The following is a 14,544-nucleotide window of genomic DNA, read 5'->3' as shown; positions in this document are numbered from 1 at the left end:
GCCATAAATTACGCATGTATAGCGATAGATAACTTGTATTATTGTATAGGGTATAAGACAATAAGCTCATGCACCGATGTAAGAAATCGTTAGCCGCTGTGGCTATCCGTAAGGCTAAAACAGGCGATTTTGATTTCGTTTTTCGCCTGATGACAGAAGCGCTTGAACCATTTTACGATGGCGATCATCAAGCTCATGCACAGCGGATTTTTACTACGCATATCAATAATAACATCGATTCTGTCGGGCAGTTTTCACTCGGGCAATACATGTTTATTGCAGAAGTTAATTATCATCCTGCTGGAATGATTCATCTAGTTGTCAAGAAGCAGGGGACAGTTAAAATTAGTCCGCTCATCGTTGCGCCAGAATATCGCGGTAAATTTGGCATTGGCAGTAAGTTACTTCGCCATGCTGAGGATTTTGCTCGCAAACACTACGCTCGGCAACTCTACTGTACAGTGGCTGCCCAAAACCAAGCCACGTTCAAGTTTCTATTGCGCAAAGGCTTTCATCTGGCTGGTAAGGCGCAAGATCATTATAAACCTGGTATCGACGAGTGTATGCTATACAAGCCGCTGAGTCAGAGCACAACTCCTGGCTTGTCAGATATTTCAATCGTCCCGTTTGACGAGAAAAAGCATACCGCTGCGACGAGACGGCTGATTTTGTCGCAGGTGGGCAGTAGTTTTTACGGCGTTAATAATGCATGGATTGATACACTGTTTGCTGGTTATCGACGGCGTGAGGGTCGAAATGTCGATACGAAATATAAGCTTATTTTTATCGCTGAGCAGGATAGAAAGGTCGTTGGCGTTGTCGGCGCAACTCCAAAGAAAGGCCAGCCGATTAAAATCATGCCATTGGTAGCGAAATCAGAGACTGTTTTCGAAGTACTGGTAGCTAACTTGCCACAATTATTAGCTGGTTATAGTCGTAAGCTATATGTCCATCTCATTCCTGAGCCGTGGCAGATAGCTTGTTTGCAGCGACACGGCTGGACGATTGAAGGCTTATTTCCCGAAGGCTATGCACTAGACGTCACTGTTCAGCAGTGGGGATTGCGCATCAAAAAAAGAGATATTAAAAAGGCCAGAAACAGCGTTCGGTCGAAACCTTAGGCTTGTCTGACTATGGTGATAGTCCAATTATAACTAAAGTGCACAGCTAGCGTCAACCTACTAGCCGCATACCACAGCAGGATGTATAATAAACCTAACAATAAATCATAAACAGAGGAATATATGGAAATCAAACCCCTAGACATCGTATCTATGATAGGTATTATTATCGTAGTATCAAGTAGCGCCATCTCTATGCATATTGCCGCAAAAGCTGGCAAGGAACAGAGAGCTAAGCAAGAGAAAGACGCTAAAACTAAAAAGACAGAACCAAACAATCCCGCAGCAAGCACAAGCGAACTCCGCGCCGAACTGGATGATTTGAAAAAACGGGTTGCAGTGCTTGAGAAGAAATAGGTAATCACAACCTAAAAATGTCGTCATCTATTAAGACATTTTGTCCTAAAGTATAACGACAGAATAAGTATTTCTAAAGTGTTAAATGTACATTTTTGTCCTCATCTCTTGATTAGTGAAAAATAATCCGTTGCGATTTCATCACCCATTTCACATTCCCTTCACATACCCTTGCTACACTGACATAGAACCAAGAAAGGAGATCTATGTCATTTTTGCAACGTGCCTGGTTGTATATCACCAGGAAAAAACTCAAAACGCTGATTTTGCTGGCGATTTTGCTATGTATGTCGACGATTATGCTGAGTGGATTTGCCATCAAGCATTCGACCGACGCGGCGGCGCAGTCGCTAGACAAAACGCTCAAGGCCGGCTTCACGCTGGGCAATAATCCGCGCACCAATCCGGGAACAGCCCGCGGTTCGGGAACGGTGTCGAACAAAGACATCGACGCAGTGAAGAATCTGGAAGGCGTGACGGACTATGTCAAACGCCAGAACGCCACGGTCGATTTTATCAATACCAAACTGGTGCCACTACCGAGTGGCGGCAGCGGCTATGATGCCGATAAAGACAAACAGTTTGGCAACGCCGCCACCATCATCGGTGTTAATAAATCTGAGTCCGAGAAAAAGTTCCGCGCTGAGTCGCTCAAGCTCATCGCTGGCCGGCACATCACCGAGAACGATTCGCACAAGATTTTGGTGCACGAAGATTTCGCCAAGGCCAACAACCTGAAGCTTGGCAGTAAAATTAAGTTAAAGGCCAATCAATACGACACCGACAACGAGCATCCGTCCAAGGACGAGGTTGAAGTAGAAATCGTCGGTATATTTAACGGCAAAAACCCAAAGCAGGCGACCTATCAGGTGGAGTTGTTCGAGAATTTGTTCCTGACTGACCTTACGACAACTCGCCAGCTGAATGCCTATACCGAGCAAAATGAGATTTACCAAGATGCCACGTTCTTCACCAAAGGCACTAAGCAGCTGGATGAGGTGATGGCGCGAGCAAATAAATTGCCGGTCAATTGGCAAAAGTATCAATTGAATAAGAATAGCCAGGAACTAGCCGGCGTGACTGGCGCGGTAAACGGCGTGTACGGTCTGATCGACGGCATGTTGTGGGCGACGGCGCTGGTCAGTGTCGCAGTGATTGGCATGGTGCTGTATTTGTGGATGAATGAGCGCAAGCGCGAAGCGGGCGTGCTCTTGGCGACGGGCGTGCCGCAGTCAAAGATTGTGTTGCAATATATCGCTGAGCTGGTGATGATCGCGGTGTTGAGCTTCGGTGCGTCGTACTTTACCGCCGGGCTAATTGCCCAGCAAATGGGCGATCACGTGGTGTCGCAGGCAGCGCAGAATGCCACGCGTCAAGCGGGCAGTTCCTTGAACGGTGCGTCGCTTGGTGCTGACGCTGACTCGGTGACGTCATCGCGGACGCTGGACAAGGTGACGGTTGGTGTGCAGCCGACGGATCTGCTGGCGGTGTGGGGCGCTGGACTGGCGGTGATTATCGTTGCGGTGCTCTTGGCCTCTCGACCGATTACCCAGTCAACGCCAAAAGAATTACTAACCGAAGTGGACTAGGGGCAAATGATGACGATTATCAAACGAGCCTGGACGGCTGTGGCGCGCAAACGGCGTCGCAGCCTGACCATCGCCCTGATCATGACGCTGATTTTCACGCTGCTGATCGGTACGCTGACAGTGCAGCAAACGATGGCACAGCTGAAGCAATCGGTCGAGCGTAATATCCGTGCCGGCTTTAGCATCGCCAGCAAGCAACCTTCGGGCGAGGTGCCGATGGAGACGGCACGACAGGTGCAGCGCCTAGATAAGGTCAAAGCACATAATTTCCAATCAGAAACTACCGCGGGACTGCCAGGCAAACAATTGATCGACACGGCAGGCAGCGGTGTACAGCTGGATTCTGGAATCGCTGGCGAGGCTAAAGTAACGGGTGTGACACAGAGCGATCTGCTCGGCGAGTTCACCGGTCGGTTCTACCAACTGGAGCAGGGCAAGCACTTGACCGAGCGCGACCAAAACGCGGCCCTCATTCACAAAACCTTCGCCGAGAAAAATAACATCAAGCCAGGCGACAAGCTGGACATTACCAAAGACGGCCGGCGAGTAACGGTGACTGTCGCAGGAATCTTCAGCGGCAAAGGCGAAAAGCCAGCGGTCTTGCAGTCCGACATGGCGGAGAATCATCTCATCACCAACTTGGCTGCGGCGCAGCAGCTGATAGGTAGCCAGCAGTTGACGCGGGCGACATATTTCGCCGAAAATCCACATCAGCTGAAGTCGTTAACGGACCGCGTCAAAAGCTTACCAAACATCGACTGGCAAAAATTTAGCCTGACTGACAACGGGGCGGTATTCGCCGGCGTTCTCCAAAACATCGCTGGCATTCAAAACATCTTGACGATTGCCACCATCGGCGCAGCCGCGGCAGGATTGGCGGTGTTGTCACTGGTGCTGGTGTTCTGGGTGCGCGGTCGCTTGCATGAAATCGGCATCTTGCTATCCATCGGCACGTCGAAGCGGCAGATTATCGGGCAACTCTTGGCGGAACTCGCCATCATCGCTTTCGTGAGCTCGGTGCTCGCACTCGCCATCGGCTCGATTGCCTCATCGCAAATTTCTACCGCTCTCACGGCGCAAACCGACCAAAACCAGCGCGTAGAAAAAACCGTGGTGCAAGCTGCGCCAGTGGCGACCTATCTGCAGGCTTTAGCTTTCGGCTACGTAGTCGTTCTGCTATCAGCCATCGCTGCCACCGCGCCAATCATGCGCCAATCACCAAAGCAAATTTTAGCAAAATTAAGTTAGGAGTTATCATGTCATTACTTACTTTACGCGATATCATTTACTCATACGCTGACGGCACTAGCAATGTGCTCAACGGCATCAATTATCAATTTGAAAAAGGCAAGTTCTACGCCATCGTCGGTAGTTCTGGCGCCGGTAAATCGACACTGCTGGGACTGCTAGCGGGGCTAGACACACCGACTGGCGGGCAGATTTTGTTCGACGACGAAGACATCGCTGAGCAAGGTTACTCGCGTCATCGTAAACACAATATCTCGCTGGTGTTTCAGAATTATAACCTGATCGATTATCTGACGCCGCTGGAAAACTTGAAGTTAGTTAATTCCAAGGCCACCAACGAAACGTTGCATGCCATGGGTCTGGATGACGATCACATTCACCGTAATGTCATGAAACTTTCTGGCGGACAGCAGCAGCGCGTAGCGATCGGCCGGGCGTTGGTGTCCTCCGCACCGATTATCTTGGCAGACGAGCCAACTGGTAACCTGGACGAAACCACCGCCGCCGACATCATCGACATCCTGCGCCGGGCCGCTCACGAAAACGACAAATGTGTCATCGTCGTCACCCACAGCAAGCAGCTAGCCAAAGAGGCGGATGTGGTGTTGAAATTGAAGGATAAGAAACTGAAAGCGTAAAAATAGCTTCCAAAAAATACACGTTTTTAATATAGCTCGAAAGAGCTATATTTTTATAGTTCCGAACCCCTAAATAAAGTTGGTGAGTGTATAATAATTAACATCATGAGAGTTAACTATTTACAATTATCGAATATCCTGAGCTTCAAATATGAGGAGGATATAAACAATGCTTTTAAGATTGAATTCAATCCAGATCTTAATATTATTATTGGAGAAAACGGATCTGGTAAGTCAACAGTTTTAGAGACTATGAATTTTGTCTTTACGAGAGCTTTATTTAAGCGTATAACTAGCAGATATAATGATAATCCTTCATATGTCACACATAGCAAACAAGCTACAGTTGAAGTTGATGATAGTTACTCCAATAGAACATTAGGTCTTAGACTTCAGCCTAATTGGAATTCAGAGAAAGAGCAGCAAAATGTAAGAATATCAATCACACTTGATGATATTGACAGAGATAATATCGACCATATCGTAAACAACCATAGTCGTATAGAAAAGATTCTTAACAGTTACTCAACTATAAAAATACCTAAGTTTTCCGCCTTAGACAGAGATGTAAATGTTGACATAAATATTATATTTCAGCACACTAAATACGAAGCAGGCGCTACGTATGAGATCATCTACGCTAATTCAGTGCCAGAACACGTACAGTTTTATCTAGAATATTATCATGCAATTAATGAAGCTATCGATATACATAACCAAGAAAATACAGATGATATAATAGAACCGCTTGGAAGTACTTTTTCTATGCTATCAGCTTTCCGTGACTACAGTAATTTTGACTCTCAAACGTCTTTATATACTGGCAGTGATCCTTTAGATAACACGCTAAAGAATGCAAAAAATCGCCTAGTCCCCTCTAGTATTAACGAGCGACCATCAGGCGAGCCTGCTATATTTAATTTTATAAAACTAAAACTTGGTGAAAAACACCTTAGACTAATACAGGAAGGTAAAAATATCGACGACGCCACTGTCGCTATAAACAGCTTGCCGCTGATTACGAATATAAATGAAAGGCTCAAATTATTAAATCTAAAGCTTTCTATAAAACCGACAAATATACGAACGTGGTCGTACGAATTTAGATTCCGTGATATAAAAAATGACCGAGAGCTGGGTGACATAAACAGTCTTAGCGCTGGACAAAAATCGATTATACACTTGATATTTGAGGCGTACGGTCGGGATGATGTAAATGGTGGTCTTATTATTATTGATGAGCCAGAGATTCATTTACACTATCAGTTCCAATCTAAATATCTAAAAATACTTAAAGACTTAGCAAAAGAACAAAAAATTCAGTGCATTCTTGTAACACATTCCGAGGGCTTCATAAGTGACGACACGATAAAATACATAAAACGGTTCTCTCTAAATGAAGAGCGTAATTCTGTGGTACATACACCTGAAATAGCAGAAGATCAGAAGGGCCTTATAAAAATACTAAATAATACGCAAGCAGCGCGAGTATTATTCTTAGATAAAGTACTTCTGATTGAAGGTCAAGATGATGAATATTTCTTTAGAGATGCCGTAAAAAGATTGCAGCCAGAGCTTAGCCAAGACATCTCTATATACGAAACACGCGGCAAAGATAGCATACCGTCATTTAAGTCCTTCTTTGAATCTTTCGGGCTAAAGGTATATGTCATTAAAGACTTAGATGCTACAGGAAAAGATTTTTATAATTCCACCGTGTCATTCAGAAATACTGGAGAAGCCAGAATTATCAAATATAGAAGAGACCACCCTGACCTAGACCAGCAAATAGAGTCAAGATATTCATCCGACGAGTTTTATCTGAAGAAAGGAGCCATCGAACAGTATACTGGAAAGGAAAAAGGAATTGATCATGTAATTGATTTTTGTGAAAATAATATGGATAATTTTCTAGACAGCGATGACGACAAAGCAAAGGAGATTCGTAAAATCATAGATTTAATCGCAGATAAAGATGGCGATTCGACGCATTGATAATTATAAGTAATAGAGTCGTCACTCACAGCAGGCAGCTGGCTAAAGAAGCGGATGTGGTGCTGAAATTGAAGGATAAGAAGCTACGGGCATAGCGTCAGGCCTGGTGCGGCCCACGTCACTTACGGTACGTGGAGCGACCGAATCGACTGACGATGATCAACTCATGCAACCCCCATCTCAAGCAAGAGGTGCGCGAGGCAGAAGCCGGAGGCGCACCTTTTTGCCTGTAATTAACTGTCGCAGAATAGCGACCTCAGCTATACCGGGTACAATGACTACCTACTATTTCAAGCTACGTCCCGAACCTCAAATTTCCTCCAAACCACACTTCACGCTATAATAACCATATGCATTTTTATCAATCATCAAGCGACGAGGCACTGCGGCGACTGGGTTCCTCGAGTAGCGGCCTGAGTGCGGCCGAAGTCCAGCGCCGCCAAAAACGCTACGGCCTCAACATCATCAAAGTCCAATCCGAACCGCTCTGGCGCATCATCCTCGAGCCATTTCTCGATATCTTTATGCTCGTCCTGCTCATCGCCGCCATCATCAGCCTCTGGCACGGAGAAGCAATTGACGCCATCATCATCTTCGTCATCGCCGCCATCTCGGCCGTTATTTTCTACATTCAGCGCTTCTCAACCGACCGCGTGCTGCGCAGCCTGTCCCGCCACGACGCCCAAAAAGTCGACGTTCACCGCGTTAATCGTACCACGCGCGTCGACGCCAGCCAGCTGGTTCCGGGCGACGTCGTCTCGCTGGCTGAGGGCGAGAAAGTCCCCGCCGACATCCGCCTCATCCGTAGCGCCAATTTGCGGGTGGACGAGGCACAGCTGACCGGCGAATCACTGCCAATCTCCAAACAAACCGACGCACTCACTGGCAATAAAGAAATGTACGAGCAAACCAACATGCTGTTTCAGGGCTCATTCGTCGTCAGCGGCACCGGCACCGGCGTGGTCGTTGCCACCGGCAATCAGACCGAGTTCGGTAATCTCGCCATGCTCTCCAGGCGCGAATCAACCCAAAGCCCAGTCCAGCGAAAAATCGACACCCTGATCACCAGAGTCATCGCCGCCGTCTCGGCCATCGCCCTCGTCGCCTTTGGGCTGAGCTTGCTGCGCGGCATGGATGTACTAGAGAGTCTGCGCTTTGTTATGGCCCTAGCGGTGAGTGCCGTGCCGGAAAGCTTGCCAATTGCAATTTCTGTGGTGCTGGTCTTAGGGATGCGGCGGATGGCCGCCAAAAAAGCGCTGGTGCATCAGATGCGCGCCATTGAGACTATCGGCGTCATCACCACCATCGCCACCGACAAGACGGGCACACTGACCAAGAACAAGCTGACCGTTCAGCAAACGTGGACGCCGGACGAGGCGACAGAGAACATTGACCACATCATCGGGCTGGTGGTCAACCGCGCTCACGCCAAGAGCCACGATCCGCTGGATATCGCCCTCAATGAATACGCCCGCAAGCAGAGCGCCAGCCCGCGCCACGCGCCAGTTCGCGACCTGCCATTTAGTCAAGCCCACGCCATGTCCGCCACCATCTGGCATCACGGCCGGCAGTTTCGCTTGTATGTCAAGGGTGCGCCCGAAGCCATCCTGGCAGCGTGCCGTGTGTCGGCCCACACCAAAAAACGCGCCCAGCAGATGCTTGATGAGATGACCGCCCGCGGCTACCGGGTGATCGGGCTGGCGACAGGCGAGCTGGATGAGGCAATTGATAGCTTTGATCAGCTCGGCAAGCAGCGCCTGACACTTGCTGGCTTCGTGGCCGTGGCTGACGTGCTGCGACCAGAGGCGCCGCGAGCTATCCGGGCCGCCCTGAAGGCGGGCGTGTCGGTGCGGATGATCACTGGCGATCATTTCGAGACGGCCTATCAGATTGGCCGGGAACTTGGCATGGTCGAGAGCCGCGACGAAGTGTTCGATTGCCGTAACATGGCCAAGCTGTCCGATGATCAGCTGGACGCCATCGTCACCAAAACCAAAGTCTTCTCCCGCGTCATCCCCGAGCAAAAATACCGTCTGCTGACCATTCTCAAAAAGCATCACATCACCGCCATGACTGGCGACGGCGTCAATGACGTGCCGGCGCTGACCAACGCCCATGTCGGCGTGGCTATGGGCTCAGGCTCGCACATCGCCAAAGACGCTGGCGATATCATCCTGCTCAACGATAATTTCAAGACCATCATCGACGCCATGCGCGAGGGCCGCACCATCATCGCCAACATTCGCCGCATGCTGTTTTATCTGCTGTCGACTAATACTGGCGAGCTGATCACTATGCTCGGCGCGCTGCTCATCGGCATCAAGACGCCGCTAGAGCCAGTGCAAATCCTCTGGGTTAATCTGGTGACCGACACCTCGATGGTCATTCCGCTTGGCCTGGAGCCAGGCGAAAAGCAGGCCATGAACCGCCCGCCAGAGCGCCCCGACGCACCGATTCTCAGCCACCAAATGATCTGGCGTATGGTCATCGTCGCTGCCACCATGTCAGTCATCGCACTGGCTGTCTATATCTTTTTCGAGAAGCATTACGGACACGATTACGCGCAAACACTGGCCTTTATCTCGCTGGTGGTCAGCCAGTGGGCCAACGCCTTCAACGCCCGCTCCGACAGTGAATCGATCTTCACCCGCCTCAAGGTCATGAACGCCAGTTTTTACGCCGGTATCAGCTTGTCGATCATGTTACAGCTGCTCGTCTTCTTCGGCCCACTTGGCACAATCCTTCACATCACGCCGATCAACTTCTGGCACGGCGCACTCATCGGCCTGGCCTCATTCATCATCCCGATCACCACCTGCGAAATACACAAGTGGCGAAGTAGGAGGAATGACCATGCCTAAACTCAAACATATCCGAGCCGCCTACCGCGTGTCAGTCAAGGGACTGATTTATGATGACGGAAAGTTACTATTCGTCCGCGAGAGGAGCGATACGTGGGATTTACCCGGTGGCGGGCTGGAGCACGGCGAGGGCATAGCCGAGGCCTTGCGGCGTGAGTGCCGAGAAGAGCTGGGAGCTGAGATAGAAATTACAAGCGCAGCGCCAATCATCATCCCAACATGGAGCAAAAAGTTCGACACCCCGGTGCTTATCATCGCCTACCAGGTTCGCCTCGTGTCGCCACCCACAACCACGACAGATGTCAGCGAGCTGCGGTATATTGGGGCCAATGAGCTAGAGCAGGTTGAACTTGACTCGACATTGTCGGCCAATATAGATCAGTTTTATATATAGAAACGACGTGGTAGCCGGCATAACAATACACGACGTCGATTGAACCGGAAACAAGAGGGAATTTAGAATAATTAGAATAATTACGTGTCTTTGCTTGAATCATTTTTACGATTTCACTCGTAAATGGCTGGGCCGGAGGGATTCGAACCCCCGAATGCCAGGACCAAAACCTGGTGCCTTACCACTTGGCGACGGCCCAATACCAAGGATTAGTGTAGCATAATAATCACGCAATTACCAGCCTTGCGATCGGGCCCAAAACGCGCTACAATCATCATATGCATAAGCAGCATGGCTTTACTATCGTCGAAGTTATTATCATCATCGTGGTCATCGCGATTCTCGCCACGCTGGGTGGCCTCGTGTGGCGCAATGCCTATAACACCGCTCGCGACAATGAGACCAAGTCAAATATCTCGATGCTCAAAGAGGCAATCGAGAAATATCGCTCGGATAATGGCGAATACCCGTGGCCAACGGGCGCCTGTGCCATTTATAACACCGCTAATATGAAAATTTGTAATGGTGGTGAGCTCGGCGCACTCCTCATTCCACGCTACATCAAGCAGCTACCGAAAGACCACGAAGGCCGCGATTATTGGTATCTCGCAGCCACTGACACGACCCACGCTTCCAGCGTCGTGCCGACCCGCTACGCCATAAAGGTACCGCTCTCGGATGGCACCACCTGCCGCACTGGCCGCAATATGCAGAACGGCTGGTTTGGCGGTGTGCCAGAGTGCAACTTCTAATCTGTTATAATAACTCTTGATGAAGCGACAGAGTTTCGAGACGCTGACACTAGAGAAAATTGTTGGCGGCGGGCAAGCACTAGGGACGCTGGCTGACGGGCGTAAATGTTTTGTATGGGGCGGACTGCCTGGCGAGACCGTCGCCGTTCGCATTACCAAAAAGAAATCACACTTCGTCGAAGCGGTCGTCGAGGAAGTGGTCTCGCCAAGCTCCGACCGTATCCAGCCGCGCGATCATGATAGTTATCTTTCGACCAGTCCTTGGCAAATCATGCCACTAGAAGTTGAACAAACATACAAAGCAAAGTTGATCGACGACGCGTTCGCGCTGCATAATGTTACATTACCGGCGGCGATTGACATTTATTGCGACAATGTTGCATATGGTTATCGCAACAAAGTTGAATTTAGCTGGTATAGCGAATCGGTGGTATCCCAAGCGGTATCTCAGAAAAAATCTGGGCTTGTCTCGGGTCCCGAATTATTTTCTGATAATAACCAAGAGATAGACGCGGATAGCGACCGTGAAGAGTCGTCTATTGACACGCTTGATTTAGCATTTTTTCGCCGCGGCAGCAAAGGTAAGATTGTTGTTGATGGCACAAGTTTGGCACGCCCAGAAATCAACAGCTTAGCGCGTGCGATCCGCGATTTACTGCGCCATAAGCGCGTCGCGGCTCGCCAGCTCAAGACCTTGCTCGTCCGCTGCGATCAGTCGGGAAGTTGTGTATGGCAGTTGTATGTCAGGGATCGCTTGCCCGAAATAATTACCGCTGATGAAGCCGCCAAGCTACCGGCTCAGGGCGGGGAAATTATCTATTCCGATCCGCGCTCGCCAGCCAGCCGCATCACCGAGCGCTTGGCGCGTTTCGGTAACACCACCTTGACTGATGCTATCCTTGGCATACCATTCCGCTACGCCTGCGAAGGCTTTTTCCAAGTCAACATCCCGGTTTACGAGCAGGCGCTGCGCGATATGCGGGAATGGGTACCGTACAATAAGGCGCGCCAAGAGCGCCAGCCGGCTCAGTTAGCGGCACATGACGACACCGATAGTCAACAGCGAGCAATATCTCAGAAAAAATCTGGGCAACTTCACGTGGGTCCCGGATTATTTTCTGATGATATTCGAGCTGTCAAATTATCAACCATCGACCTCTACGCTGGCGTCGGCACCATCGGCCTGACCATTGGCGGCGACAACATCACGCTGGTGGAAAGCAACGCCGATGCCGTCCGCGAAATGCAGCGCAACATCACCGAACTTGGTCGCACCGACGCCCGCGCTGTCCTCGCCCCCAGCGAACAAGCCCTCGATTACATTACAGGCAAGGAAATCGTCATCGTCGACCCGCCGCGCGCCGGCTTGCATTCCGACGTTATTGCGACATTGTTGCAACAGCTGCCGCCGCGCATCCTCTATCTCAGCTGCAATCCCGTCACCCAAACCCGCGACATCGCCTTGCTCCAGCAACGCTACCGCATCGCTTGGCACCGTGGCTACAACTTTTTCCCGCGTACACCGCATATTGAACACTTAGTTGTTCTTGACAAAATTTCATAATCTTATCACATTTTTGACAAAATCCATTGACATTTTGTTCTCGTATTGATATATATATATCAGCCTTTCGTGCAGTTTCGCACTGGGTTCGCATTTGACTCGTGCCATGTGTCAAATGTGCCGTTTGCGAGAAGGTCCATTCTCGCCCGACTCCAAAAGGAGTTTACTATGGCAACTGGACGTCCCCAAAAGGGATTGAACAGCAACAAGAACCATCACGACAGCCTGAGCCAGAGCGGTAGCCAGCGGTTCGGCTTCGGTGGTTCTCCCAGCACGTTGCCGAAGACCACTATCAGCAGCGTGCTCACCCCCAAGTCGTCGACCCCGAAGGCCGACGCTCCTAGGTCGCTGACCAACCGTAGCGACTCAGGAACCTCGAACGACAAGGCTCCGTTCAAGAGCTTCTGAGTTCGAGAAGACTCCGCCCTGGCAGTGCAATCTGTTGGAGCGGGGTACTCACCCTGCTACAATAAACCCATGATCCACAAACTATATTCTGCTTACAACTTGCCAGCCGACCATGATGTCTGCCATTTGTTTGAGCATTTGGTTATTCGGCGGTTCTTACGAGCGGCAGAAAAATCTGGCAATGAGCGCGCCTTTATTGGCGAATTACATGGCACAACATCCGAATCGAGCGTCTTTTTTGACATTGCGTTCTTTACTCGCGAATCAATTACGCTATTTGAAAAAGTCATCGCTGACGTAAAGCCGTTTGACTTATCCATGATTAACGAATCTGTCGCTCACATTGAAGCGGAGATGAAAGCAAGCGTCGTCATCTGGGATAAAGCGGAACTATACAAACAACTGGCGCGCTGCCAAAAAGCTTTCGCTGGTCGCCGTTCCACCAGACCTGACAAAATTACCGAACCAGTCAAAAGCCCGCCGCTAGAGATTGATTATCAGCCGGATAATTTCATAGACATCACGCTGACGATTGAGGTTCCCGACGCCAGCGAACAGGCAACCGCCGCCTTTTTCTGCATGTATCCGATACTACTCGACCTAGCGCGCAATGCATGCCTCGACCGAGCGCCGGTCTATCCATCCAGCCATGGCGAATTCACCGCCTACCATGACGGCAATTCGGTCAGCCAAACCTACACCGTGAAAAAATCTTTCGATTGGCAAAATGCAGGCAAAACAGCGCAGAATTATTTACGAGCGTTTGACCCCACCCCGCATGTCGACCACCTAAACAACCTCGCCAAAGCCTTCAAAACTGACCCGTTCTACAACCCCGCGCCAATTTATTTTTACCAGAAAACCGCCACGCCGCTAACAAAGCATGAGCTAGCGAAGGCTGTCACCGCTGCAAATTTGCAGACGATTTTGAGAGCGATAACGGTGACCATCTCCGCTGCGAAACATCTAGGCGAGTCATAATTAGCGACCCAGCATAGCGCGGGGAGAGCGGGGTAGTCACTCACAGAAAACACCGGCTACTATTTTCTATAAAAAGTTATCTATGATCATAACAGAGGTGAGAGAAAATATTACACCACATTTTTGACAAAATCCATTGACATTTTGTTCTATTAGTGATATATATATATCAGCTTTTGTTGACGAGTTGAGTGAACCCTTGTCCGAAAGTGTAGTTTGACAAGCAGAGAAAGTTTTGATTTGAGATGGGATGTTGCGGTGCGTCACAAGAAGCACCAAAACACCCCATCTCGAGTCGACCCATTCGGGTGTCGACCAGTGTTTTTCACACGAGCATCCGCTCGGGTGGGGAGGAAGAGTATTATGCCCAACTATAAGGTTATTTCAATTAGTATAAAGTTCAATGATGGCACTAACCTGCTTAGCGCCATTATTGACGCGAAGATGCTTGCTCAATTGCACGACCGGGAGGGGCAGACTGTGGTTAGGTTCAAGTTCAATAAGCACACCATCCAAGTATGTTCCAATTCCGATCCAATCTCCATAACGAAGGCTCTCATGAAAGCAAAGCAAGGGGGACCATTGGACCGTGACCTACCTGTACATGACTCAAAAGGAGGTGATTGATAGATATAC

The 14,544-nt window shown here is 49.6% G+C and carries 12 protein-coding genes, 1 tRNA gene and 1 pseudogene; 13 read left to right on the top strand and 1 reads right to left on the bottom strand.

Annotation, left to right across the window (positions count from 1 at the left end):
- Positions 1 to 68 precede the first annotated feature (68 nt).
- From FBF29_01530 to FBF29_01490, 9 genes and pseudogenes are all read left to right on the top strand, one after another.
- The gene (locus FBF29_01530) at positions 69 to 1,121 is read left to right on the top strand and encodes a GNAT family N-acetyltransferase (GenBank protein ID QJU07380.1); all 1,053 of its coding nucleotides are present in this window, start codon (positions 69 to 71) and stop codon (positions 1,119 to 1,121) included.
- A 123-nt stretch (positions 1,122 to 1,244) separates the two neighbouring features.
- The gene (locus FBF29_01525) at positions 1,245 to 1,478 is read left to right on the top strand and encodes a hypothetical protein (protein ID QJU07379.1); all 234 of its coding nucleotides are present in this window, start codon (positions 1,245 to 1,247) and stop codon (positions 1,476 to 1,478) included.
- Positions 1,479 to 1,684: 206 nt separating this feature from the next.
- Positions 1,685 to 3,067 carry an ABC transporter permease gene (locus FBF29_01520; GenBank protein QJU07378.1) on the top strand — a complete coding sequence of 461 codons (1,383 nt, stop codon included), beginning with the start codon at positions 1,685 to 1,687 and terminating at the stop codon, positions 3,065 to 3,067.
- A 6-nt stretch (positions 3,068 to 3,073) separates the two neighbouring features.
- Positions 3,074 to 4,315 carry an ABC transporter permease gene (locus tag FBF29_01515; GenBank protein QJU07377.1) on the top strand — a complete coding sequence of 414 codons (1,242 nt, stop codon included), beginning with the start codon at positions 3,074 to 3,076 and terminating at the stop codon, positions 4,313 to 4,315.
- An 8-nt stretch (positions 4,316 to 4,323) separates the two neighbouring features.
- Positions 4,324 to 4,953, top strand: a complete 630-nt coding sequence (locus FBF29_01510) for an ABC transporter ATP-binding protein (GenBank protein ID QJU07376.1) — start codon at positions 4,324 to 4,326, stop codon at positions 4,951 to 4,953.
- A 105-nt stretch (positions 4,954 to 5,058) separates the two neighbouring features.
- Positions 5,059 to 6,948 carry a hypothetical protein gene (locus FBF29_01505; protein QJU07375.1) on the top strand — a complete coding sequence of 630 codons (1,890 nt, stop codon included), beginning with the start codon at positions 5,059 to 5,061 and terminating at the stop codon, positions 6,946 to 6,948.
- A 17-nt stretch (positions 6,949 to 6,965) separates the two neighbouring features.
- Positions 6,966 to 7,043 (top strand): annotated as a pseudogene (locus FBF29_01500) (ABC transporter ATP-binding protein).
- Between the two features lie 255 nt (positions 7,044 to 7,298).
- Entirely contained in the window at positions 7,299 to 9,809 is a 2,511-nt protein-coding gene (locus FBF29_01495; protein QJU07374.1) for a cation-transporting P-type ATPase, read from the top strand.
- Complete coding sequence (locus FBF29_01490; GenBank protein QJU07373.1) at positions 9,796 to 10,203, top strand: NUDIX hydrolase; 408 nt, start codon at positions 9,796 to 9,798, stop codon at positions 10,201 to 10,203. The genes FBF29_01495 and FBF29_01490 overlap by 14 nt, the downstream gene beginning before the upstream one ends.
- Before the next feature lie 124 nt (positions 10,204 to 10,327).
- Here the strand turns inward: FBF29_01490 and FBF29_01485 are convergent.
- Positions 10,328 to 10,402, bottom strand: a tRNA-Gln gene (locus FBF29_01485).
- Between the two features lie 79 nt (positions 10,403 to 10,481).
- Here FBF29_01485 and FBF29_01480 point away from each other — a divergent pair.
- From FBF29_01480 to FBF29_01465, 4 genes are all read left to right on the top strand, one after another.
- Entirely contained in the window at positions 10,482 to 10,955 is a 474-nt protein-coding gene (locus FBF29_01480) for a prepilin-type N-terminal cleavage/methylation domain-containing protein (protein QJU07372.1), read from the top strand.
- A 19-nt stretch (positions 10,956 to 10,974) separates the two neighbouring features.
- Positions 10,975 to 12,519 carry a class I SAM-dependent RNA methyltransferase gene (locus FBF29_01475; protein ID QJU07371.1) on the top strand — a complete coding sequence of 515 codons (1,545 nt, stop codon included), beginning with the start codon at positions 10,975 to 10,977 and terminating at the stop codon, positions 12,517 to 12,519.
- 168 nt (positions 12,520 to 12,687) lie between these two features.
- Entirely contained in the window at positions 12,688 to 12,927 is a 240-nt protein-coding gene (locus tag FBF29_01470; GenBank protein QJU07370.1) for a hypothetical protein, read from the top strand.
- 69 nt (positions 12,928 to 12,996) lie between these two features.
- A complete protein-coding gene (locus FBF29_01465; GenBank protein ID QJU07369.1) occupies positions 12,997 to 13,908 on the top strand; it encodes a hypothetical protein in 912 nt (303 codons plus the stop codon).
- Positions 13,909 to 14,544: the final 636 nt, after the last annotated feature.

Source organism: Candidatus Saccharibacteria bacterium oral taxon 488 (assembly GCA_013099015.1).
GTDB lineage: Bacteria > Patescibacteriota > Saccharimonadia > Saccharimonadales > Saccharimonadaceae > Nanosynbacter.
The sequence above is the reverse complement of the archived record's forward strand: the minus strand, read 5'-3'. Positions and strand labels throughout refer to the sequence as shown.

Bases quoted from the DNA above. Each gene is read 5' to 3' on its own strand.
- FBF29_01510 (QJU07376.1), top strand. From the start codon at position 4,324: ATGTCATTACTTACTTTACGCGATATCATTTACTCATACGCTGACGGC.
- FBF29_01480 (QJU07372.1), top strand. From the start codon at position 10,482: ATGCATAAGCAGCATGGCTTTACTATCGTCGAAGTTATTATCATCATC.
- FBF29_01495 (QJU07374.1), top strand. From the start codon at position 7,299: ATGCATTTTTATCAATCATCAAGCGACGAGGCACTGCGGCGACTGGGT.
- FBF29_01525 (QJU07379.1), top strand. From the start codon at position 1,245: ATGGAAATCAAACCCCTAGACATCGTATCTATGATAGGTATTATTATC.
- FBF29_01505 (QJU07375.1), top strand. From the start codon at position 5,059: ATGAGAGTTAACTATTTACAATTATCGAATATCCTGAGCTTCAAATAT.
- FBF29_01470 (QJU07370.1), top strand. From the start codon at position 12,688: ATGGCAACTGGACGTCCCCAAAAGGGATTGAACAGCAACAAGAACCAT.
- FBF29_01465 (QJU07369.1), top strand. From the start codon at position 12,997: ATGATCCACAAACTATATTCTGCTTACAACTTGCCAGCCGACCATGAT.
- FBF29_01475 (QJU07371.1), top strand. From the start codon at position 10,975: ATGAAGCGACAGAGTTTCGAGACGCTGACACTAGAGAAAATTGTTGGC.
- FBF29_01490 (QJU07373.1), top strand. From the start codon at position 9,796: ATGACCATGCCTAAACTCAAACATATCCGAGCCGCCTACCGCGTGTCA.
- FBF29_01520 (QJU07378.1), top strand. From the start codon at position 1,685: ATGTCATTTTTGCAACGTGCCTGGTTGTATATCACCAGGAAAAAACTC.
- FBF29_01530 (QJU07380.1), top strand. From the start codon at position 69: ATGCACCGATGTAAGAAATCGTTAGCCGCTGTGGCTATCCGTAAGGCT.
- FBF29_01515 (QJU07377.1), top strand. From the start codon at position 3,074: ATGATGACGATTATCAAACGAGCCTGGACGGCTGTGGCGCGCAAACGG.